The following is a 20,335-nucleotide window of genomic DNA, read 5'->3' as shown; positions in this document are numbered from 1 at the left end:
CAAGATAATTTAACGAAAGAAAATTTCACTTTTCGGTCGCCAATAAAAAGCATTATGAAAAGCCCTCTGGAGAAACTGATTTCAAAATGGAATATTTTACCGCACTAAACGTCAGAAGTCAGGAATTCATCAGGTAAGCGGAAATTGTTTTTTCAACACAAAGTGCTAATTCTCTATAACCCAAATTCAACAAAAATAAGGTTGCATACGAAGATAATTTAAATTATAAAAACAAATTATTTTGAATAAATATGAATACTATCTTTTGCAGCAGGAATATAGTTAATTCCAAACCAACAGATTAGAAGAATAATAAAAGATAATGCAAGTATCCATAGGGAGAAGCTAGGATTCGTGTTTTTATCAATTCTAATATGAATATATAGCAGGTAAAACAACCAGGATAACAACGCCCATGTTTCTTTAGGATCCCATGACCAGTATGTGCCCCAAGCAACCTTAGCCCATAAAGCGCCAAACAACATCCCGAAAGTCAGAAAAGCAAATCCGACATAAACAATATTATCAGCAATTCGCAGAATGTTTTCTGTGGGTTTTTTACGATATAATTTATTCAATCCGGCAATACCTATTATCCATGCAGCGGCCATGAAAGCATAGCTTACCATATAAACTACCACATGAGGTATGAACCAGGGGCTTTGCAGCGCAGGCATGAGTGTTTTATCAAAAGTATCCGGCCTGAAATAATTTATCATCAGGAAAAGCATCGCCATCAGCGTGCAATAAACAGGCATCCATTTATATTTCCACCTATAATAAATAACTATTCCTATCACACTCAGAAATAAAGAATACCACAATCGGGTTTCTGCCAGTGTTCGAAACAAAGGTCTTTCAAGGCTTATCCATAAACCTGCCATAAAAAACGCTAATAGTATCGTCCCTGAAATTAAGAAAACCTGCGACAAGCCGGTAAACAGTTTCTCTTTCGGTATCAGCAGTATGATTCCTTTCAGCCACAAAATGCAGCATAACAATACAATTAAATTATAATCTGTCCAGGTCATACCTCCATAAATTTTAGCGTTTTATTTTTCCCAGCCATAAAAGATACAACGCTCCTGCAATTATCATAAAGAAACCTGCATAAACAACCGGCAGCCATGGGTCTCTTACAAGTTGAACTATACTTCGCGTTGACCACTTACCCATTTCTGCATCATAGCCACTTTGGTAAATGGTCCATCCCCTGAATTTAGCAGGTTGATTTACCTCAACAGTTATGTCTTTGGTTTCATTTTGCATATAATGCAACTTAATTAGTGAAGAAAATTTTTTGGGATGTGGAACCGTCATCGCAATTTTTTCGGTTTCTGACAATATAAAATATTCGGGGGAAACAAACATGCTACCACAACTCACCCAGCCCGTCAGGGTTTTGCCTGTTTGAGTGTTATGAGCCATAAGTTTTGCGGCCGGAGCACTACCGAAAGCAGTGGTAGAAAAATAAACCATACTATCCTTGTACGCATTTTCAATATATTCCTGCACTTCCAGCAACCAGTTACCACGCATTTCTTTATTGCCTTTTCCAGCTTCCAGCGGTTTTTTGTGCGGATATAATATTTCTCCTTTTTCCGAGACCATAAATATTTGAGGCGGGTATTCATCCATTTTGAATCTCAATAACTCTATTCCAAAGTCTATCTCATAATGTTTACCACTTTCCCCTTGAGCTATTTTTGTAATTTGATTCTCATTAAGCACCATGCTCAGTGTATAAGTGTCAGCAGCGCCAAGTGAAGCTGCTGAAAGCACAATAAATAAACCCAGATGATTCAGAGTAAATGCAAAATTTCTAAAACTAAATGGCAAAAAACGACGCAATATTGTCAGGCCCAATATAAACAACAAAAACATACTTATTAAAAAATAAGGCCAGCTTCTGATTACATGTGTCAAACCTATTTGTGAAACAAAGGATTTGCTCCCTAACTCTCCCTGTGGAATGAAAGCCATAAGAAGTATCAAGAAAACAAAAGTTGTAATAACTGACACCGCTGCATGATGTCCTGAAAGCCATTTTTTTATCGGATGGGTTACAATGATATGAAAAGTAATAATGTAAGCAATGAAAAGGGTTAACATTATCAGATTGGCAGGCCATCCGGGCAAGGCAATGCCTTTCCCCCCTGTGATGTATTCAATAATGAACCCTGTAAATAGAATACAAAAAGAAATCAGGAAACTTCCCCTGTACTCCCAGAGAAAAGATAAAAAAAAATTTTTTGTTCCCGTATTGAATTCTTTCGGGTTCATGGTTATGCAAAAATCAGTTACAAAAATACGAATGTAATTTTATTACTGAATTTATTTTAGTTTTACACATTATAATTTTAAAATTAATTCATGAGATTTATTACAAAAATTATTTTTATTTCATCCTTTATTTTTTCTTTCAATTGCAATCATGCACTTATACAGAGGCAAATATCTCGGATAACGACAACAAGGTCATCAGAAAACACCTTGATGAAAAAGTGATGCAGCCTGCTTTCGGGGGAAGAGTTTTTAGCTCACATTATATAATAAATACCCTGAGGCCATAATACAAGGCATCAAATATCAAAAGCATGGATGCCTGGGAGTGGCGTATATATTTTATAAACCTAAATTATCAACAAAGCATTTTATTTTTATTATAATTTTACCGGATATTTTTATTAAGAATGATAAACCTTGACAAACTGACAAAAAATGTCTGTTCCATTGCTCATGAAGCCGGAGCTTTTATAAAATCGGAAATGCATAAAATTACACGGAGTAATGTTGAAATGAAATCATCTCATGACTTCGTCACTTATGCTGACAAAACCTCAGAAGCTTTTCTAATAAATGAATTAAGAAAACTCTTTCCCGAAGCCGGCGTACTTGCTGAAGAAAGCCATCAAAACAGGACAGAAAAACAATACAACTGGATAATTGACCCTCTGGACGGCACTACAAATTACATTCACGGCCTGGCACCATATTCTGTGAGCATTGCACTTATGGAACATGACAGGGAAATACTCGGTGTTGTTTATGAAGTAAGTCTCGGTGAATGTTTCTATGCGCATATCAACAGCAAAGCTTTTCTTAATAATAAAATTATCAGGGTTTCCGACACGGCTTTACTTTCCGAATCATTCATTGCCACAGGTTTTCCAAGTAAGGACTATTCAAAGATGAAGGAATACATGAAACTTCTTGAAGCAATCATGTTCGAGTCGCATGGCATCAGGCGCCTGGGCTCAGCAGCTGCAGACATTGTTTATGTAGCATGTGGACGCTTTGATATATTTTATGAATACAATCTGAATCCGTGGGATGTAGCAGCCGGCTCCATAATTTTACAACAAGCCGGAGGTAGAGTTTGTGACTTCAGGGGTAACAACAATTATCTTTTCGGCAAGGAAATTATTGCTTCCAACAATCAAGTGGATAAAAAGCTATTATCTCTCATAAACAAATATTTTTATGGCAATTAAAGAAAGAATAGAAAATATTTCCGCAGATATTACTTCGCTGAAAGTTGACGCTATTGTTAACGCAGCCAATAAAAGTCTGCTTGGCGGCGGCGGCGTTGACGGGGCTATCCACAGGGCAGCAGGCAAAATGCTGTTACAGGAATGTATGACACTGAAAGGCTGCGAAACGGGTGAAGCAAAAATAACAAAAGGATATTTATTACCAGCCGCATATATCATTCATACTGTCGGCCCAGTATGGCATGGAGGAAAAAACAATGAAGCAGAATTGCTTGCTTCCTGCTATTGGAATTGCCTCAACCTGGCCGTAAAAAACAATATTAAAACCATAGCATTCCCTAATATCAGCACGGGGGTATATCATTTTCCGAAAGTGCAGGCAGCAAGAATAGCCATCAGTGAAGTTGCTGAGTTTTTAAAAAATAACAACACCATAAAGAAAGTTTTTTTTGTTTGTTATGACGAGGATAACCTGAAAATATACGCTGAGTTGTTAAGAAATATCTTTAATTCTGACTTATATCAGTAATCAATTTTATCATTTTTTTCTTTCCAGCAGGTAAATGGTGTAGTGGCATCTTCCGTAGGAATCTTTATAAAAGGTATCGAACGTTGGGAGTGTTCAATTTTAAGTTGTTCATAAATGAATGAATCATCAAATCCGGCACCTGATGCATCGGCCTGTGACGCGGCAAAATAAACAGCTTTAGGCCTGGTCCAGAAAATAGCCCCCAAACACATGGGGCAAGGTTCGCAGCTGCAGTATATTTCGCAGTCCGAAAGCTGAAAGTTGTTTAAATTTTTACAGGCGTCCCTGATAGCAACAACCTCTGCATGTGCTGTAGGGTCATTTGTTAAAGTAACGAGGTTAGTTCCTTTGCCAACAATGTTTTTATCCTTCACAACAAGGGCAGCAAAAGGCCCTCCCTTGCCTGAGGCGACATTTTGTAATGCCATATCTACAGCAAGACTGATAAATTTCTTATGTAGCGTATTTAATTCGTTCATGCAAAAACAAGGGGATTGGAAACTTTTGTTTTCATCAGGGCAATTTCACATACTTCCAGCATACTTGTTACATAGAAAAAATTCAATCCTTCAAGATACCTTTTATTTATTTCCTCCACGTCCTTGATATTTTCTTTTGAAAGTATAATATCGGTTATTTTTGCTCTCTTGGCTGCCAGTATTTTTTCTTTAATTCCTCCAACCGGTAAAACTTTTCCACGTAAAGTTATCTCGCCTGTCATGGCAATATTCTTACGGGGTTTTCTCTGCGTAAATGCAGATACCAAGGCAGTAAACATCGTAATACCTGCTGAAGGCCCGTCTTTCGGCGTTGCGCCTTCGGGAATATGAATATGCACATTCCATTCTTCAAAAATAGTATTACTGATATTTAAAAGTTGTGCATGAGCCTTAAGATATTCATAAGCGATACTTGCGGATTCTTTCATGACATCGCCAAGGTTTCCTGTCAGAGCTAAATTCCCTTTGCCTTTGCTTAAGCTCACTTCGATAAACAATATTTCCCCGCCAAACATTGTCCAGGCAAGCCCTGTAATTACTCCGGCAATATCAGCAGGAATATCTTTGTCTTTATGGTAAGAAGGATTACCCAAAATTTCTTTAAGCTCCTCAGGTTTTATTTTCTTATTATATTTTTCATCTTTGGCAATATATTTTATTCTGTTTCGGATAATTTTTGCTATAGTTCTTTCCAACGCCCTTACGCCGGATTCACGGGTGTAATCATCAATGATAAGCTCGATAATTTTATCAGAAAAAACTATTTGTTTGTCTTTCAGCCCGTGTTCTCTGAGCTGCTTTGGCACCAGGTGTCTTTGTGCAATCTGGATTTTTTCTTCCATTATGTAACCACTCAGGTCTATGATTTCCATGCGGTCACGTAGTGCAGGGTATATAGTTGATAAATTGTTAGCCGTTGCAATGAACATTACTCTCGACAGGTCAAAATCCAATTCAAGGAAATTGTCATAAAAGTTAGTGTTTTGTTCCGGGTCAAGAATTTCCAGCAAAGCAGCCTGCGGATCACCATTGACATTATTTCCGCTCACTTTGTCTATCTCGTCAAGAACAAAAACAGGGTTCGCTGATTTTGCCTTTTTCAAATTTTGGATGATACGTCCCGGCATAGCGCCGATATATGTCTTTCTGTGCCCCCGTAACTCTGCCTCATCGCGCAATCCTCCTAAAGACATTCGAACATATTTTCTTTCCAGCGCTCTAGCAATTGACTTTCCTAATGAAGTCTTTCCAACTCCCGGAGGACCTATAAGACAAAGTATAGGTGACTTCATATCGTTTTTCACTTTTAATATAGCCAGGTATTCAATAATACGTTCTTTGACCTTTTCAAGTCCATAATGGTCTTCATCTAATATTCGCTGCGCGTTGTTCAGGTCAAAATTATCTTCGGTACATTCATTCCACGGAAGTTCCACAAGAGTTTCAAGATAATTCGTATGCACTGAATATTCGGCCGCATGAGGGTTCATACGCTGCAGTTTCGACAAATCGCGTTCAAAAACATGAGCTACTTCCTCTTTCCATTTTTTCTTAGTAGCTTTTTCTTTTAACTCCTTAATAAACTGCTCCTGTGGATTTTCTCCCAGTTCTTCCTGTATTTGTTTTATCTGTTGCTGTAAAAGAAAATCACGCTGCTGTTTGTCAAGGTCGGACTTCACTTTATTCTGAATCTGGTTTTTCAGCTCTATCATCTGCAGCTCTTTCACAAGGGAGTTAAGCACCAGGTTTGCCCGTTCAGTGATATCTACTGTTTCGAGCAGTTTTTGTTTTTCAGTAATTTCAATATTCAAGTTTGAGGATATGAAATTGACGAGGAAAGAAGGGCTTTCAATATTTTTTATTGCAAAAGCAGCATCAGATGGAATATTGGGTGATTGCTTTGCAATTTGTATTGCCATGTCTTTTAGTGAAGAAATCAGTGCCTGAAATTTCTTTTCCTTTACGGTTGTTTCAGTAGTAATAAAATCGGCAACCTGGGCAGTAAAATACGGCTCAATGGAAATAAGTCCCAGCAATGTAAATCTTTTTTTCCCCTGTATAATCACAGTTGTGCTCCCATCGGGCATGTGAAGCGTTTTGATGATGTGAGCTACAGTGCCAACTGTATATAAATCTTCAAATACCGGTTCTTCAATGTTTGAATCTTTTTGTGCTACCACTCCGATAGCTTTTTTTGAACGATAAGCTTCCTTAATAAGCCGTATTGATTTATCACGGCCCACAGTAATAGGTATCACCACACCAGGATATAAAACAGTATTTCGAAGAGGCAGCAAGGGCAATGTCTTGGGTAATGCCTCAGAATTCATCTGTTCTTCATCCTCTGGCGTAAATAAAGGAATGAATTCAGTTTCATTATCCATCAGGCTTAGTAACTTTTTTCTTCTATCCCATTCAGTAGAAAATTCCATAATAAAAGTTATTGTGACAAGTTGTCAGTTTAAAACAATAAATATCTAATAAAAATACAAGTACAATAATATGACAATAAAAATGCCAGTATTACGCTACAACGATTTTTTTAAAAAAAAGTTACTTAACAAATCTTACTTTTTTCCTGTATGCAAAAGTAAGTTCAAAAACGCTTTTTAAGAGTTCCTGTTCCACTTGCCCGAATTCTATCCCCCTTCTTTCATATACAATTTTGGCTACATCTATTGCTTTGACAATATCATAGGTAGTATATCCGGTTACAGAATTGCCCCAGCTGAATGAAGGAATAAAATTTCGTTGAAAACCATGGCCGACTATATTTGAGTTAACCCCAATGACTGTGCCGGTGTTAAACATAGTATTAATACCACATTTTGAGTGGTCGCCCATGATAAGTCCGCAAAATTTAAGGCCTGTGGGGATAAACTTTTCTTGAGTATAGTTCCAGGCTTTTACCTCATCGTAAGTATTTTTTAGGTTTGAGTTATTGGAATCAGCTCCGATATTACACCATTCACCCAAAACTGAGCTACCAAGAAATCCATCGTGTGCTTTATTGGTATAACCAAAAATTACCGAGTTACTGACTTCTCCGCCCACCTTCGAATAAGGACCAATAGTAACAGGCCCATAAATTTTTGCACCCATTTTTATTACGGCGCCTTCACATAAAGCAAAGGGCCCTCTAATCATGCTTCCTTCCATAATCTCTGCGTCCTTCCCTATATATACAGGCCCTGTTGAAGCATTGATAGTAACACATTCTGCTTTAACTCCAGACTCAACAAAAATATTTTCAGGACAAATCAATTGGTTGGTAGCACTTAATGTTTTAGACTTCCTGTTTTTGGTCAGTAAATTATAATCGTCTGCAATTGCCTGTGCATCATAAGAAAACAAATCCCATGGGTATGTTACTCTAATATGTGGGACATTGCATTCAATCTCGTCCAATCTGTCAGAGTCATTTTCATCATTTTTTGATGTATCCAGCATTTCAACAACGCCAAGGTCTTTTTCAACAACATTCATGGCAATGATATAATCACCAAATACAAGCGCTTCATCTGGTTTCAGAGCAACCACCTGTTTTACTATTGCAGCATTAGGACATACCGAGCCATTAATAAGTATGTTGCTTTTTCCTTTCACTAAAGGATATTTTACACTAAGATATTTTTCTGTAAGTGTAGAAGTAGTTGTTTTAAGGTATTTTTCCCATTTTTCCCTAATAGTAAGTATTCCAAGGCGCAGGTCAGCCACAGGCCGTGTCAGCGTCATGGGAAACATATCTGAGCGGGATGAATCATCAAACAAAATAAAATTCATAAACATTTTTTTAAACAAGCAATATTAATGATAATTTACATAACAACAAAAATTTTATTAACCAACAGACAACAAAAAATTGTTAAAATTTGACAAAAAAAAACCCTGCAAAATTTGCAGGGGCATAAAATATAAAAATGATTTTATTTTTCTCCGGAGGGTTCATTATTCTTCGGATCTTCCTTTGGTTCTTCCTTAGCACGTTCTCCCTTTTTGCTCTCCAGATGTTTTTTATAACGGCTTCGGAATTTATCCACACGCCCGGCAGTATCCACAAATTTCATTTTGCCGGTATAAAAGGGATGCGAGGTGTGGGAAATTTCAAGCTTCACCAGTGGGTATTCCTTCCCATCTTCCCAAACAATAGTCTCTTTCGTTTGCACTGTGGAACGTGTAATAAAAGAATATTCATTAGACATATCTTTAAACACAACCAGACGGTACTCTTTTGGATGAATGTTTTTCTTCATATCTTTATTTTTTCAAAATTCTGACCGCAAAGATACTCTACTTTATTTAACAAACAATGTTTTCAGAGATTTTTTTTATTAATTCAAATAATATTTATATTTTTTAGTTTTTTATATATTCTGTTTTACAAGTACTTATATTTTTATTTAAATTAAACATTAACTTATTTTTTAATAAAGATTCAATAAAAAACTTATTGTATCTATATTGTCAGCATAATCCCACAATTCTGGTGACTGTGTTTTGCCAAATGGAATAAGAGGAAATTTTGTTATTTCTTTTCCTACAATACATTGTAATTTATCAAAATATTTTAAAATATCTGTTTCCAAAGATTGAACATCATTATAAAATTCATAGTTTATAACAGAAATTGGTGATAATAAACTTCTATCTTCATTCAGGATAAAAAAAACTCCATCATAAAATTTTTTCTTATCAAGCATGAAAATTGCTTTATAATAATCATAATTATTTTTATACTTATTATGGTCAGACAAAAATGAATAATGCTTAAAACAGGTAGGAAGAACGCCAATTTCATATCCCATGGGAAAGTATAACTTTGACACATTGCGGCAACCGAGGCCGAAATACATAAAAATATCATTGGCCAGTAAGCATAAGTCTTCATCTGTTTCTTCCCCATTTAATATGGCAATACTATTCCGGTTTTTGCGAATTATGTGAGGGAATCTTTGAAAATAATACTCGAAATACCTTGTCGAATTATTGCTGCCAGTGGCAATAACAGCATCAAAATTTGTAAGTTTTTCCTCTGTAAAAAAAATAAGTTTGCGGTATTCTTCATCAATATGAAACAAAATTTCTGCTATGGCAGGCAATAAAAACCTGTCATTATGCGATAATTTCCCAATAAAAATATTACCGGAAATCAAGACAGACATCATATCGTGAAAACCTACCATGGGAATGTTGCCTGCTAACACCACTCCCACTTTTTTATGTATTGATTTTTCGTTTTGCAACTCAGGATAACCACTTGTCCACTCTTCTATTTTTTGAGGATTCAACATTTTAGCAATGGATTTAATTGCCTCGATGATATGTATCTCCATAAAAAAACCATTTGAAACAATACTTTTACTGATAGCACTCCTGAGCAAATCATTCAAAAAACTATTAATGCTATTGCCATCTGTAATAAAATCACAAAGAAACTCTCCAAGCAAAGCGAAGTTCTTATTATGATTTACAAATTTGTATATTTGCGTACTCAATTGGGAAGGATTTGAAAAAAAGCGAAAATAAACTTTTTATAATAAACATAGCAACTTCTCCGTTAAAAAAATGATATCAGCAGACATGCCCAGAAGTTTCATTTTTTTTGCACTTATGAGTTTTTTTTCTTTGCAGTTGTATGCTCAGAATATTGAACAACAACTCCGGCAACTAAAAAAACAAACGGATGTTATTACCAGCGAAACTCCCGACTTCGAAAAGTATGCTGCCAATGAGAAACTTCTTCAACTACTTAATGAAATCTTTAATTCTGAAAAATATTTTGATTTTCCTTTTGATTCCTTAAAAAAACTCTCCGTACAAATTTCTCCGGATAAAAAATTCAAACTTATCACCTGGGGTATTGCAAAAGAAAACGGAGAATTTGATTATTTCGGATACATCTTACACAACCCCAAAGAAGATTACCCAAAGTATTTTATTCCTATGACAGATAAAACAGCAGAATTTATTTCTCCCTCCACAGAAGTTACTGACCATAAAAAATGGTTTGGGGCTATTTACTATAAAATCATTTTTACACATTATCAAGGGAAGAAAGTTTATACATTGTTAGGATGGAAAGGCAACAACAGCCTGACAACAAAAAAAATCATTGAAGTGATGACGTTTCGCTCCAACGGCACACCTGTCTTCGGAAAGTTTATGTTTAAAAAGAATAAAGAAAAAAACTACCGTATGATATTTGAATATTCTTCCCGCACCACTATGTTATTACGTTTTGATAATCAAATGATTCATGAAATAACCAAGCCTGCCAAAACAATAAAACAAAAATACACTTCCAAAAATAAAAAAGCCAACAAAGCACTACGTGCAAACAAGAAGATACCTGCAAAAATTAAAACTACAAAAGCGGATATGATAGTATTTGACCGCTTAACGCCCGTTGACCCGCGCACATCAAAATACGCAGCTGACCTTGAAGGGCAATACCAGTTTTATGTTCCTGAAACAAATATATTTGATGGATTTATATTTGAGAATGGAAAATGGGTATTCGTTAGAGATGTGGATGCCCGTAATCCCAAACCCAAGCATAATAAAAAATTCAGAGAGCCGCAACTCTAAGAAAAAAAATAAAAATCGTATTAACCCGAAGTGATTTTTTTATATCAGTAAAAAAACTTTACTTTGTAAAGAAAATTTAAATAAAAATAGTAATAACAATTTATAAAACTTTATATTAATGAAAAAAGTACACAATTTTAACGCCGGCCCCTCCATATTGCCGAGGGTTGCCATTGAAAACACGGCAAAAGCCGTTCTTGAACTTAACGGAATAGGGATGTCCGTCCTGGAGATTTCACACAGAAGCAAAGATTTTCAGGCAATTATTGACGAAGCCGTTGCACTTTTTAAAGAGCTATTAAATATCCCTGAAGGTTACCATGTATTATTTTTAGGTGGCGGTGCCAGCATGCAGTTTTGTATGGTACCATTTAACTTTTTTGAAAAGAAGGCAGCTTATCTTGAAACGGGTGTATGGGCTAAAAAAGCCATCAAGGAAGCAAAGCTTTTTGGGGAAGTGCAAATTGTTGCTTCTTCAGCAGATAAAAATTTCACGTACATTCCAAAAGGATGGAAAATCCCTGCTGATGCAGATTATATGCACATTACCACCAACAACACTATTTACGGCTCGGAGATAAGGTATGACATGGACAGCCCTATCCCCCTTATTGCTGACATGTCGTCGGATATTTTCAGCAGACCTGTAGATGTTTCCAAATACGCCATGATATATGGCGGCGCACAGAAAAACATCGGTCCAGCTGGTACTACTTTTGTTGTAGTGAAGGAAGATACACTCGGAAAAGTTAGCCGTAAAATACCTTCCATGTTGGACTACAGAACACACATTGATGGAGGCTCGATGTTCAATACCCCTCCCTGCCTTCCGATTTACACCATTATGGAAACTCTGCGCTGGCTCAAAGCTCTTGGCGGCGTAAAAGTGATGGAAGAAATGAATAAGAAAAAAGCTGCATTGCTTTATGATGCTATTGATAACAGTAAAATTTTTACCGGAACCGTTGAAAAAGAGTCACGTTCTCTCATGAATATCTGTTTCGTGATGAAAGAAGGCTACCAGCAACTCGAAGAAGAGTTTATGAACTTTGCAAAATCAAAAGGCATGGTCGGCATTAAAGGCCATCGTTCTGTAGGAGGTTTTAGAGCTTCGACTTACAATGCCCTGCCGATAGAAAGTGTACAAGCCCTTGTGGACTGCATGAAAGAATTTGAAAGTTCCAAAGCATAATTTATTTCCTGCAAAAAGGATAAATAGTTTTCGCTAAAAACTATTTTATCCTTTTTCTTTCCTTTAACAAAAAAATTTTTTACTTTCGTTGTTCAAACCATTGTTTAATTTAAAAATAAAATACACACATTAAAATTATTTGTTATGGCAAAAGTACTTATAGCAACCGAAAAACCCTTTGCAGCTGCTGCTGTTAACGGTATTAAAAAAATTTTTGATGAAGCCGGCTTTGAAACCGTTTTATTGGAAAAATATACCGACAAAGTAGAACTTATCGGCGCTGTTGGCGATGTAGACGCCATGATTATCCGAAGCGACAAAGCCACTGCAGAAGTTATTGCCGCTGCTAAAAACCTAAAAATAATTGTTCGCGCCGGAGCCGGCTATGACAATATTGACCTTGCTGCTGCCAGCGAACGAAAAATTGTTGCAATGAACACTCCCGGGCAGAACTCTAATGCTGTGGCAGAACTCGCCGCCGGAATGATGGTGTTTATGGCTCGTTCACAATTCAAAGGCGGCCCCGGATCCGAACTGAAAGGAAAAAAACTAGGGCTGCATGCTTACGGTTATGTCCCTAAAATGTTAGCCGGCATTGTCAAAGGCTTTGGTATAGATGTTTATGCTTTTGACCCTTTTATCCCGGAAGAAAAAATTACCCATGACGGTGTAAAAGTTGTTAAAGACCTTAACGAACTTTACAGCACCTGTCAGTATGTTTCATTACATATACCTGCAAATGACAAGACAAAAAAATCCATCAATTATGAACTGATGTCGAAAATGCCAAAAGGTGCCACTCTGATAAATACAGCTCGCAAGGAAGTTATCTGTGAAGATTCCCTGAAACGCATTCTTGAGGAACGCCCTGACTTCAAATATGTCAGTGACATTGCTCCCGACTGCCATGCAGAAATAAACGGCAAATACGAGAACCGTTATTATGCCACACCAAAAAAACAAGGGGCAGAAACTTCCGAAGCCAATATCAATGCAGGACTTGCTGCTGCAAACCAAATTGTTGCCTATTTAAAACATGGAGATACCGGTTTTCAGGTAAACAAGTTTTAAACTTAATGCTTTACTAACCAACACATAACTCTCATGGAAAACGAAAGACCTACTTTTTTCTTCAGGTTTGAAGACCTTAGGATTTATAACAAGGCGATTGAATATGTTCTCTGGATGTATTCAAATACAGAGTTATTTCCTGATGCAGGGAAACACGGACTGGCAGGAAAAATGATACTTTCAGCACAAGCCATCGCCATCAACATTGCTGAAGGCTCGGGCAGGAACAAAACACAATTTATCTATTACCTGAAAATGGCAAAAAGCTCCATCAGGGAATGTATTGTTCTAACTACTATTGCTCAGAAATTAAATTTTCTGGATAAAATAGCGGCTGATGAATCAAGAAACACTCTGATAGAAATGACTAAAATGGTAGGAGCGCTGATAGCATCATTGCAGCGAAGCGAAAAACCAGGGGAGAAGACAGATGAAGAAGATGATATCCAACCGCCCTTTGATAAAAGTTAATAAAACCAATTTTTTTACTTACCTTATCTGATGTGAAACCTCTTCAGGTATTGCTTTTTTATGTCAAACAAATAAAACAAAAAATTTATGGCTATTCTCAAAGCATTTAAAGGGCTGCGCCCACCAAAAAATATCGCTTACCTTGTTGCATCAAGACCTTATGATGTGCTCAATTCAAAGGAAGCACGTATTGAAGCCGACGGTAACGAGTACTCATTGCTTCATATCATCAAGCCCGAGATAGACCTCTGCCCCGAAGTTGATGAACACGACCCGGAAGTATATGACAAAGGCGTTGAAAACTTCAAAATTTTCCGTGAAAAAAAATGGCTGTTGCCTGATGATAAAGACTGCCTGTATATTTACGCACAGACCATGAACGGGAAAACACAGTATGGCATTGTTGGCTGCGCCGGAGTGGATGACTATATGAATGGCATCATCAAAAAGCATGAGCTTACACGCAAAGAGAAAGAGGAAGACCGCATGAAGCATGTTCGCAATACAAATGCAAATATGGAGCCTGTATTCTTCACTTATCCTGCTGTAAAAGAAATTGACAGCATTGTTGATGATTTCGTAAAAAACAACGCTCCTGAATACGATTTCACCTCAGCTGATGGATTTGGACACCATTTTTGGGTGGTACTTGATGAAGAAATTATTACAAGGATAATTGAATTATTCAGCAAAATACCATATACCTATGTGGCTGACGGGCACCACCGCACCGCAGCCGCAGCCCTGGTAGGTAACGAGAAAAGAAAAAATAATCCCAATCACAAAGGCAATGAAGAATATAATTTTTTCCTTGCTGTTCATTTTCCGGCCAACCAACTTACCATTATAGATTATAACAGAGTTGTGAAAGACCTAAATAACCTCAGTCCTGATGAATTTCTGAAAAAACTTGAAGATGTTTTCGCCATTGAATTAAAAGGCAACGACATCTACAAACCTGATAAATTGCATAATTTTAGTCTCTATCTGGAAGGAAAATGGTATTCGCTTACTGCAAAGCCCGGCACATATAATGATTCAGACCCAATCGGCATACTGGATGTTACTATTCTTTCAAAGCTTGTACTGTATGAAGTTTTAAACATTAAAGATTTGCGTACAGATAAACGCATTGACTTTGTTGGCGGAATACGAGGGCTGGGTGAATTAAAAAAACGCGTGGACTCAGGTGAAATGAAAGCAGCATTTGCCCTGTATCCGGTTTCCATGAATCAGCTCATAAATATTGCCGATACTGGCAATATCATGCCTCCAAAAACCACATGGTTTGAGCCTAAACTTCGCAGCGGACTTGTGGTTCATACATTGGATTAATAAGCCTTTTCTGTATAAAAAACAGATTTTGTTTTTTCGCTTAATTCACAAAAAATACGGAGAAGAGATAACATTATGTGATTCCTTCTCCGAATTTTTTTATTTTTTCCTGCTAGCGAAAAAAAGATGGTCAAGACTTAACTTCCCTGAACCTGCAATCAATACAGTTGAAAATACTATTGCCATTTCTATAGCATGTGATGCTCCTTTCAACCCATCACCGTTGGTAAAATGCATCAGTGCTGCAATGAACATGGTAAAAAGCATTAATAAAGCTGCAGGCCTTGTAAACAAACCCAAAATCAGCAATAACCCTCCTAACGACTCCGATAAGGCAGCCATAAAACCCCAGAACACCGGGGCAAAAGAAATTCCAATCACGGACATCTGTGAACCTAAAAACTCCCAGGTTTGCGCTCCTGCAAATAGTTTGGGCATTCCATGAAACATAAACATTATGCCTATTCCTATTCGCAATATAAGAAAAGCTGTATGGGGTACAAATGATAATAATATGTTTTTTTTCATTTCAAGTGTTTTTTATTATTTGGAATGCTTCTAAACAAAAACCGGGCCAGAAAATATTTTTTCTGACACCTTTATAAAAAGTGAATTTTACTTCAATAAAAATTTTTATATATTTGTTTTTTTGTTTATAAATTTTAACATGAAAACAAACTAAAACCAGTAACATGAAAAACAAGAATTTTATTCTTTTACTACTGATAATTTTTGCTACAAGCATTGCTTCCTGCAATTTTGGAAGTAAAAAAGGCAAATGGTCTGAATCCGATAAAGAAAAATATTATAAGGAAATGCTAAGCATTGACCTCTCGGGCTTCGGGGAAAGTAAAGATGAATGGGTAGATTGTTATCTTAAAAAACTGGAAGCCAATTATACCAGCTTTGAAGAAGCCGACAACGACGAAGCGGGTTGTGAAAAATATGCTGAAGGGTGCAGCGATGAAATTTTCGGAGATATGCCCGAAGTAAAACGATGGCCGGAAGCTGACAGAAGCCGGTTTTATCAGGAAATGGAAAGCAGCGATATGTCAGCATTTGGCGATAAAAAAGACGAATGGGTGGAGTGTTATCTGAGCAAACTGGAGGCAAATTATGCATCATTTCTGGAAGCCGACCAGGATGTGGCCGGATGTGAGAAAATTGCTAAAGAATGTAATGACGAGGTTTTTAAATAAGCTCAGCTAATAATCATTTTCTTATTTTCCTATATCACTTACTGATAACTTTAAACTCTGTACGGCGGTTGTTGGCACGTCCTTCGTCAGTGTCGTTGGTGTCAATAGGATGAGTAAGCCCATAACCTTTATATGAAAGGCGCGTTTTATCAATGCCTTTGGCAATAAGGAATTCGTAAACTGAACGGGCGCGGTTTTCAGACAGTTTTTGATTATATTCAGCAGAACCCTTGTTGTCGGTATGTCCACCGATTTCAATTTTCATAGATTTATTTTGATTCAGTAAACCAACAAGCCGGTTAAGTTCCACCTGCGATTCGGGTTTCAAGTCGAACTTGTCAAAGTCAAAGAAGATATTTTTCAGGACTACTACCCCCCCCGTTTCAATAGGCTGCAAGTAAATATCTTTAATAAAGGGTTTCAGTTTGCTATGGTCTCCTTTTAATTCAAAATTTTCAGAATAGAACAAATATCCTTCTTTGGAAACACTAAGGGCATAGTTTCTGTTTGTGGGCACGCTCACCAGAAATTCACCGGTAACGGCATCGGATGCAGATTGTACTATGTCCTCAGAAGTAGTTAAGTCCGTAAGTTCAAATTGTGCCTGCAGTCGTTTTTTTGTTTTGGCGTCATAAACTATGCCTTTCATATAGGTAACTGCAGTGGGTCGGGCTTCTTCATAAAGGTCAAAGGAATAAATATCCATGCCACCGACACCTCCGAGTTTATCTGATGAAAAATAGGCTTTATCCCCTTTGGCATTCACAATGAGATAACCTTCATCGTTATATGTGTTAATTGGGTATCCGATATTTTTCGGTTTTGACCAAATGCCTTTCTCATCCATTTTGGAGTAGAAAATATCAAGTCCTCCCATCCCAGGATGTCCCGTAGAAGTGAAATAAAGTGTTTTTCCATCAGAGTGTATGAATGGCGACATTTCTGATTGTGGAGTATTAATGGAGTCGCCGAGATTCACAGGGCTTGACCATACGCCATTTTCATCACGTTTTGTTTTCCATATATCCATGCTTCCTTTTCCACCCTGACGTGCACTGGCAAAATATAGTGTCTTGCCATCGGGTGAAATGCTCGGCTGTGAGTCCCATGTGGAAGAATTTACACGCACTCCCATATTTTGGGGATTCGTCCAAGTGTTTCCCTTCCTTTCGGAAACATATAAATCACAGCTTCCCATGCCATCAGAACGGTTACAAATAGTAAAATAAAGTGTTTTCCCATCTGGAGAGATAGTTTGCGCTCCCTCGTTGCCATGTGAATTAAGCGGACTGCCCATTCTGCGGCTCATGGTCCATGTACCATCAGGTAGTTTGGTGCTCATATAAAAATCTTCTTCTTTATCAAATGAGTGTATGGTGTATTGATCACTGGGTCTGAGTACTGTAATAACAAGCGTTTGCTCATCAACAGTTAGAGAAGGAGAATATTCATTATTGGTTGAGTTAACACTGTCGCCCAGATTCACAGGGTTGAAAGGTACGGGGTTTTTGATGGCATAAATAGCAAACTCACAACATTTTAATAAAAAAGTTGCTTTTTGGGAAACGCGGGGTTCTAACTTATCATAAGAAAGGTATTTTTCGAGGTTTGTGCGGGCATCCTCATATTTACCTAAAGAAAACTGTATGTCGGCGACATTAAAATATATGCCCGAAAAAAAATCCGGATCAATTTCAATTACCTTATTATATGAGATAATAGCTTGTTCATATTTTTTCTGTTCATCATAAATCTGTCCTAGTAACATGTGAGCTTCAATAAAATATTCATCTTCTTTTATGGCCTTCAGCAAACTGGATTCACAATACATATAATCTTTTTGTTGAAAATATTCCATTGCCTTGTCGAAAAGTTTGATGGCTTTTGAATTTTTTGTTGTATAATTTATTTGCCCTGAAACCATGGCTGCACAGAATATGATACAAAGCAATAAGAATAAGGTTTTTATTTTTAACATCGGGAAAGGTTGTTGTATAATTATAACTTCACAAATGTAGTTTTATTTTGCAAATATCAGTCCACAGTGCAATAGTATAGAATGCATCAAAATCTAACGCTCCATTTACATTTTGAATAATACTTTTACGGTATGCGCATGAATTTATGAGACTGAAGCGAAATGCGCCAAAGAGGATTTTGCATTATATAATCTGCAATTTTTTTTATCATGCCATCGTAGCGGCGCCATTCCGGCTGAAGAAAAAGCCGACAATGTTTGTTGACTTTTTTTGCACATTTTTCTGCCCACTCAAAATCGCTGCAATCAGAGATAACAACCTTAAGCTCGTTCGCTACCAAATAAAATATATCCAGGGGTGGGGCGTTTTTTTTCGGTGAAAGGCAAACCCAATTCCATTGTCCGCTTAATATTTCCGAGCCAGAAGTTTCAAGAAAAGTTTGAATGCTATTTTTTTTGAGTAAAGAACATAAGTAGTCAAGATTGCATTGAAGTGGTTCGCCGCCTGTAACAACAACAGCTTTTGCAGGGCATTGCAATGCATGGCTAACAATATCGTCAGCAGCAACTAAAGGATATAAATCCGCATCCCACGAAGCTTTCACATCACACCATGAACAAGCAACGTCACAACCGGCCAAGCGTATAAACCATGCAGGGCTGCCTGTATGAAATCCTTCTCCCTGCAAGCTGTAAAACTCTTCCATCAATGGAAGCAACCTGCCTTCCGAAAGATGTTTTGCTGTTTCATTCATTAGTGGTAAAGTTCATTTTTGTTCGCCAGGAGGGTATTCATAAGCAAACCCGTTATCGTCATAGGCCCCACACCTCCCGGTACAGGAGTTATATAAGAACATTTTTTGGCAACTTCATCAAATTTTACATCACCTTTCAGACGGAATCCTGACTTTTTTGTTTCGTCAGCCACTCGGTGAATGCCAACATCAATAACCACTGCTCCCTCCTTCACCATGTCGGCTGTTACCATTTCGCATTTACCAATGGCCGCAACCAAAATATCTGCGTGCTGACAAATTTTTTTAAGATTTACAGTTTTGCTGTGGCAAAGAGTCACCGTACAGTTTCCCGGATTGGCATTGCGGGAAAGCAAAACACTTAGAGGCGACCCCACAATATTGCTTCGCCCTAATATCACACAACTCTTCCCTTCCGTTTCAATTTTGTATCTTTCAAGAAGCTTAACGATGCCAAAAGGTGTGGCGGGCAAAAAACAAGGCAATCCCAGCAACATCCTGCCAATATTGACCGGGTGAAAGCCATCCACATCTTTCCGTGGGTCTATGCTTTCAATTACTTTATGCTGGTTGATATGTTTCGGCAAGGGCAACTGTACAATAAACCCATCAATTTCGTCATCATTGTTCAGAAAATTAACTACATCCAGCAATTCTTTTTCTGTAATATTTGCATGATACTTATATACTGAAGAAATAAAACCGGCTTCCTTGCATGCTTTTTCTTTGGATGCCACATAAGTTTGACTGGCAGGGTCTTCGCCAACCAAAACTGCTGCCAGATGCGGAGTTTTGCCTGTTTTAGCCAACAACTTTCGTACTTCATTGGCAATTTCGGTTTTAATTTCCTGCGCAATAAGTTTTCCGTCAAGTAACATCATAAAAAATTTTTTTGACAAAAATACATCATTAAAACGAATCTATTCGATTGCTATTTAATAATACTGTAGTTTCCTCAAAATTTAATCTTGTAGAAATTCATAAAAACAAAAAAATAAATACAACAATTAGTGTAAATTCCCAAATTAAATATTTCGTTTTTTACTTGCTTTTTAATATTTCATATATTATATTTGCCCCATAAATATCTTATATGCCTTGATTAATGGTAACAATTAATTTTATAATATTTCAAACCTCATATTTTTGTAAGTATTTGTATTATAAATGGTATAAAAGAACACATAAAATTATTTTTTGAATTTATAATAAAACCATATTTA

At 37.0% G+C, this 20,335-nt stretch carries 19 protein-coding genes; 8 read left to right on the top strand and 11 right to left on the bottom strand.

Features of this window, described 5'->3' with window-relative positions; genetic code table 11:
- Nucleotides 1-236: 236 nt before the first annotated feature.
- Together ccsA and M0R16_12940 are read right to left on the bottom strand one after the other, a co-directional pair.
- Nucleotides 237-1,031 (bottom strand): cytochrome c biogenesis protein CcsA, encoded by a 795-nt coding sequence (gene ccsA / locus M0R16_12945; GenBank protein ID MCK9613780.1) that lies wholly within the window; start codon nucleotides 1,029-1,031, stop codon nucleotides 237-239.
- A gap of 13 nt (nucleotides 1,032-1,044) precedes the next feature.
- Nucleotides 1,045-2,283: a cytochrome c biogenesis protein ResB gene (locus M0R16_12940; protein MCK9613779.1), complete on the bottom strand. Its 1,239-nt coding sequence runs from the start codon at nucleotides 2,281-2,283 to the stop codon at nucleotides 1,045-1,047.
- Between the two features lie 410 nt (nucleotides 2,284-2,693).
- Here M0R16_12940 and M0R16_12935 point away from each other — a divergent pair, with 410 nt between their 5' ends.
- Nucleotides 2,694-3,494, top strand: coding sequence for an inositol monophosphatase (locus M0R16_12935; protein MCK9613778.1), 801 nt, complete (start codon nucleotides 2,694-2,696; stop codon nucleotides 3,492-3,494).
- Complete coding sequence (locus tag M0R16_12930) at nucleotides 3,484-4,023, top strand: O-acetyl-ADP-ribose deacetylase (GenBank protein ID MCK9613777.1); 540 nt, start codon at nucleotides 3,484-3,486, stop codon at nucleotides 4,021-4,023. Before M0R16_12935 ends, M0R16_12930 begins: the two co-directional genes overlap by 11 nt.
- Here the strand turns inward: M0R16_12930 and M0R16_12925 are convergent.
- The 5 genes from M0R16_12925 to M0R16_12905 all read right to left on the bottom strand — a co-directional run bounded on the left by M0R16_12925 (nucleotide 4,017) and on the right by M0R16_12905 (nucleotide 10,018).
- The gene (locus tag M0R16_12925; GenBank protein MCK9613776.1) at nucleotides 4,017-4,502 is read right to left on the bottom strand and encodes a nucleoside deaminase; all 486 of its coding nucleotides are present in this window, start codon (nucleotides 4,500-4,502) and stop codon (nucleotides 4,017-4,019) included. The two genes, M0R16_12930 and M0R16_12925, sit on opposite strands and share 7 nt — an antisense overlap.
- Nucleotides 4,499-6,955 (bottom strand): endopeptidase La, encoded by a 2,457-nt coding sequence (gene lon / locus M0R16_12920; protein ID MCK9613775.1) that lies wholly within the window; start codon nucleotides 6,953-6,955, stop codon nucleotides 4,499-4,501. Before lon ends, M0R16_12925 begins: the two co-directional genes overlap by 4 nt.
- Nucleotides 6,956-7,076: 121 nt before the next feature.
- Entirely contained in the window at nucleotides 7,077-8,306 is a 1,230-nt protein-coding gene (locus M0R16_12915) for a GlmU family protein (GenBank protein MCK9613774.1), read from the bottom strand.
- A gap of 143 nt (nucleotides 8,307-8,449) precedes the next feature.
- A complete protein-coding gene (locus tag M0R16_12910) occupies nucleotides 8,450-8,776 on the bottom strand; it encodes a type B 50S ribosomal protein L31 (protein MCK9613773.1) in 327 nt (108 codons plus the stop codon).
- A 171-nt stretch (nucleotides 8,777-8,947) separates the two neighbouring features.
- Nucleotides 8,948-10,018, bottom strand: coding sequence for an acyl-CoA reductase (locus tag M0R16_12905; GenBank protein ID MCK9613772.1), 1,071 nt, complete (start codon nucleotides 10,016-10,018; stop codon nucleotides 8,948-8,950).
- Nucleotides 10,019-10,088: 70 nt separating this feature from the next.
- Here M0R16_12905 and M0R16_12900 point away from each other — a divergent pair, with 70 nt between their 5' ends.
- From M0R16_12900 to M0R16_12880, 5 genes are all read left to right on the top strand, one after another.
- Nucleotides 10,089-11,111: a hypothetical protein gene (locus M0R16_12900; GenBank protein MCK9613771.1), complete on the top strand. Its 1,023-nt coding sequence runs from the start codon at nucleotides 10,089-10,091 to the stop codon at nucleotides 11,109-11,111.
- Between the two features lie 118 nt (nucleotides 11,112-11,229).
- A complete protein-coding gene (gene serC, locus M0R16_12895; GenBank protein MCK9613770.1) occupies nucleotides 11,230-12,303 on the top strand; it encodes a 3-phosphoserine/phosphohydroxythreonine transaminase in 1,074 nt (357 codons plus the stop codon).
- A gap of 144 nt (nucleotides 12,304-12,447) precedes the next feature.
- Complete coding sequence (locus M0R16_12890; GenBank protein ID MCK9613769.1) at nucleotides 12,448-13,374, top strand: 3-phosphoglycerate dehydrogenase; 927 nt, start codon at nucleotides 12,448-12,450, stop codon at nucleotides 13,372-13,374.
- 33 nt (nucleotides 13,375-13,407) lie between these two features.
- Entirely contained in the window at nucleotides 13,408-13,845 is a 438-nt protein-coding gene (locus M0R16_12885) for a four helix bundle protein (GenBank protein MCK9613768.1), read from the top strand.
- Between the two features lie 87 nt (nucleotides 13,846-13,932).
- Complete coding sequence (locus tag M0R16_12880) at nucleotides 13,933-15,180, top strand: DUF1015 family protein (protein ID MCK9613767.1); 1,248 nt, start codon at nucleotides 13,933-13,935, stop codon at nucleotides 15,178-15,180.
- Between the two features lie 99 nt (nucleotides 15,181-15,279).
- On the opposite strand, the gene M0R16_12875 is transcribed toward M0R16_12880, so the two are convergent.
- Nucleotides 15,280-15,708 carry a DoxX family protein gene (locus M0R16_12875; protein ID MCK9613766.1) on the bottom strand — a complete coding sequence of 143 codons (429 nt, stop codon included), beginning with the start codon at nucleotides 15,706-15,708 and terminating at the stop codon, nucleotides 15,280-15,282.
- 164 nt (nucleotides 15,709-15,872) lie between these two features.
- Between M0R16_12875 and M0R16_12870 the strand changes: the two genes are divergently transcribed.
- Complete coding sequence (locus M0R16_12870; protein ID MCK9613765.1) at nucleotides 15,873-16,379, top strand: hypothetical protein; 507 nt, start codon at nucleotides 15,873-15,875, stop codon at nucleotides 16,377-16,379.
- Nucleotides 16,380-16,413: 34 nt separating this feature from the next.
- Here M0R16_12870 and M0R16_12865 read toward each other — a convergent pair whose 3' ends face one another.
- From M0R16_12865 to folD, 3 genes are all read right to left on the bottom strand, one after another.
- Complete coding sequence (locus M0R16_12865) at nucleotides 16,414-18,357, bottom strand: OmpA family protein (GenBank protein MCK9613764.1); 1,944 nt, start codon at nucleotides 18,355-18,357, stop codon at nucleotides 16,414-16,416.
- Nucleotides 18,358-18,482: 125 nt separating this feature from the next.
- The gene (locus M0R16_12860) at nucleotides 18,483-19,112 is read right to left on the bottom strand and encodes a 7-carboxy-7-deazaguanine synthase QueE (protein ID MCK9613763.1); all 630 of its coding nucleotides are present in this window, start codon (nucleotides 19,110-19,112) and stop codon (nucleotides 18,483-18,485) included.
- Nucleotides 19,112-19,993, bottom strand: coding sequence for a bifunctional methylenetetrahydrofolate dehydrogenase/methenyltetrahydrofolate cyclohydrolase FolD (folD, locus tag M0R16_12855; protein MCK9613762.1), 882 nt, complete (start codon nucleotides 19,991-19,993; stop codon nucleotides 19,112-19,114). The genes M0R16_12860 and folD overlap by 1 nt, the downstream gene beginning before the upstream one ends.
- Nucleotides 19,994-20,335 lie beyond the last annotated feature (342 nt).

The sequence above is a fragment of the Bacteroidales bacterium genome (assembly GCA_023228145.1).
Classification (GTDB): domain Bacteria; phylum Bacteroidota; class Bacteroidia; order Bacteroidales; family CAIWKO01; genus CAIWKO01.
The sequence above is the reverse complement of the archived record's forward strand: the minus strand, read 5'-3'. Positions and strand labels throughout refer to the sequence as shown.

Bases quoted from the DNA above. Each gene is read 5' to 3' on its own strand.
- ccsA (MCK9613780.1), bottom strand. From the start codon at position 1,031: ATGACCTGGACAGATTATAATTTAATTGTATTGTTATGCTGCATTTTG.
- M0R16_12940 (MCK9613779.1), bottom strand. From the start codon at position 2,283: ATGAACCCGAAAGAATTCAATACGGGAACAAAAAATTTTTTTTTATCT.
- M0R16_12935 (MCK9613778.1), top strand. From the start codon at position 2,694: ATGATAAACCTTGACAAACTGACAAAAAATGTCTGTTCCATTGCTCAT.
- M0R16_12930 (MCK9613777.1), top strand. From the start codon at position 3,484: ATGGCAATTAAAGAAAGAATAGAAAATATTTCCGCAGATATTACTTCG.
- M0R16_12925 (MCK9613776.1), bottom strand. From the start codon at position 4,502: ATGAACGAATTAAATACGCTACATAAGAAATTTATCAGTCTTGCTGTA.
- lon (MCK9613775.1), bottom strand. From the start codon at position 6,955: ATGGAATTTTCTACTGAATGGGATAGAAGAAAAAAGTTACTAAGCCTG.
- M0R16_12915 (MCK9613774.1), bottom strand. From the start codon at position 8,306: ATGAATTTTATTTTGTTTGATGATTCATCCCGCTCAGATATGTTTCCC.
- M0R16_12910 (MCK9613773.1), bottom strand. From the start codon at position 8,776: ATGAAGAAAAACATTCATCCAAAAGAGTACCGTCTGGTTGTGTTTAAA.
- M0R16_12900 (MCK9613771.1), top strand. From the start codon at position 10,089: ATGATATCAGCAGACATGCCCAGAAGTTTCATTTTTTTTGCACTTATG.
- serC (MCK9613770.1), top strand. From the start codon at position 11,230: ATGAAAAAAGTACACAATTTTAACGCCGGCCCCTCCATATTGCCGAGG.
- M0R16_12890 (MCK9613769.1), top strand. From the start codon at position 12,448: ATGGCAAAAGTACTTATAGCAACCGAAAAACCCTTTGCAGCTGCTGCT.
- M0R16_12885 (MCK9613768.1), top strand. From the start codon at position 13,408: ATGGAAAACGAAAGACCTACTTTTTTCTTCAGGTTTGAAGACCTTAGG.
- M0R16_12880 (MCK9613767.1), top strand. From the start codon at position 13,933: ATGGCTATTCTCAAAGCATTTAAAGGGCTGCGCCCACCAAAAAATATC.
- M0R16_12875 (MCK9613766.1), bottom strand. From the start codon at position 15,708: ATGAAAAAAAACATATTATTATCATTTGTACCCCATACAGCTTTTCTT.
- M0R16_12870 (MCK9613765.1), top strand. From the start codon at position 15,873: ATGAAAAACAAGAATTTTATTCTTTTACTACTGATAATTTTTGCTACA.
- M0R16_12865 (MCK9613764.1), bottom strand. From the start codon at position 18,357: ATGTTAAAAATAAAAACCTTATTCTTATTGCTTTGTATCATATTCTGT.
- M0R16_12860 (MCK9613763.1), bottom strand. From the start codon at position 19,112: ATGAATGAAACAGCAAAACATCTTTCGGAAGGCAGGTTGCTTCCATTG.
- folD (MCK9613762.1), bottom strand. From the start codon at position 19,993: ATGATGTTACTTGACGGAAAACTTATTGCGCAGGAAATTAAAACCGAA.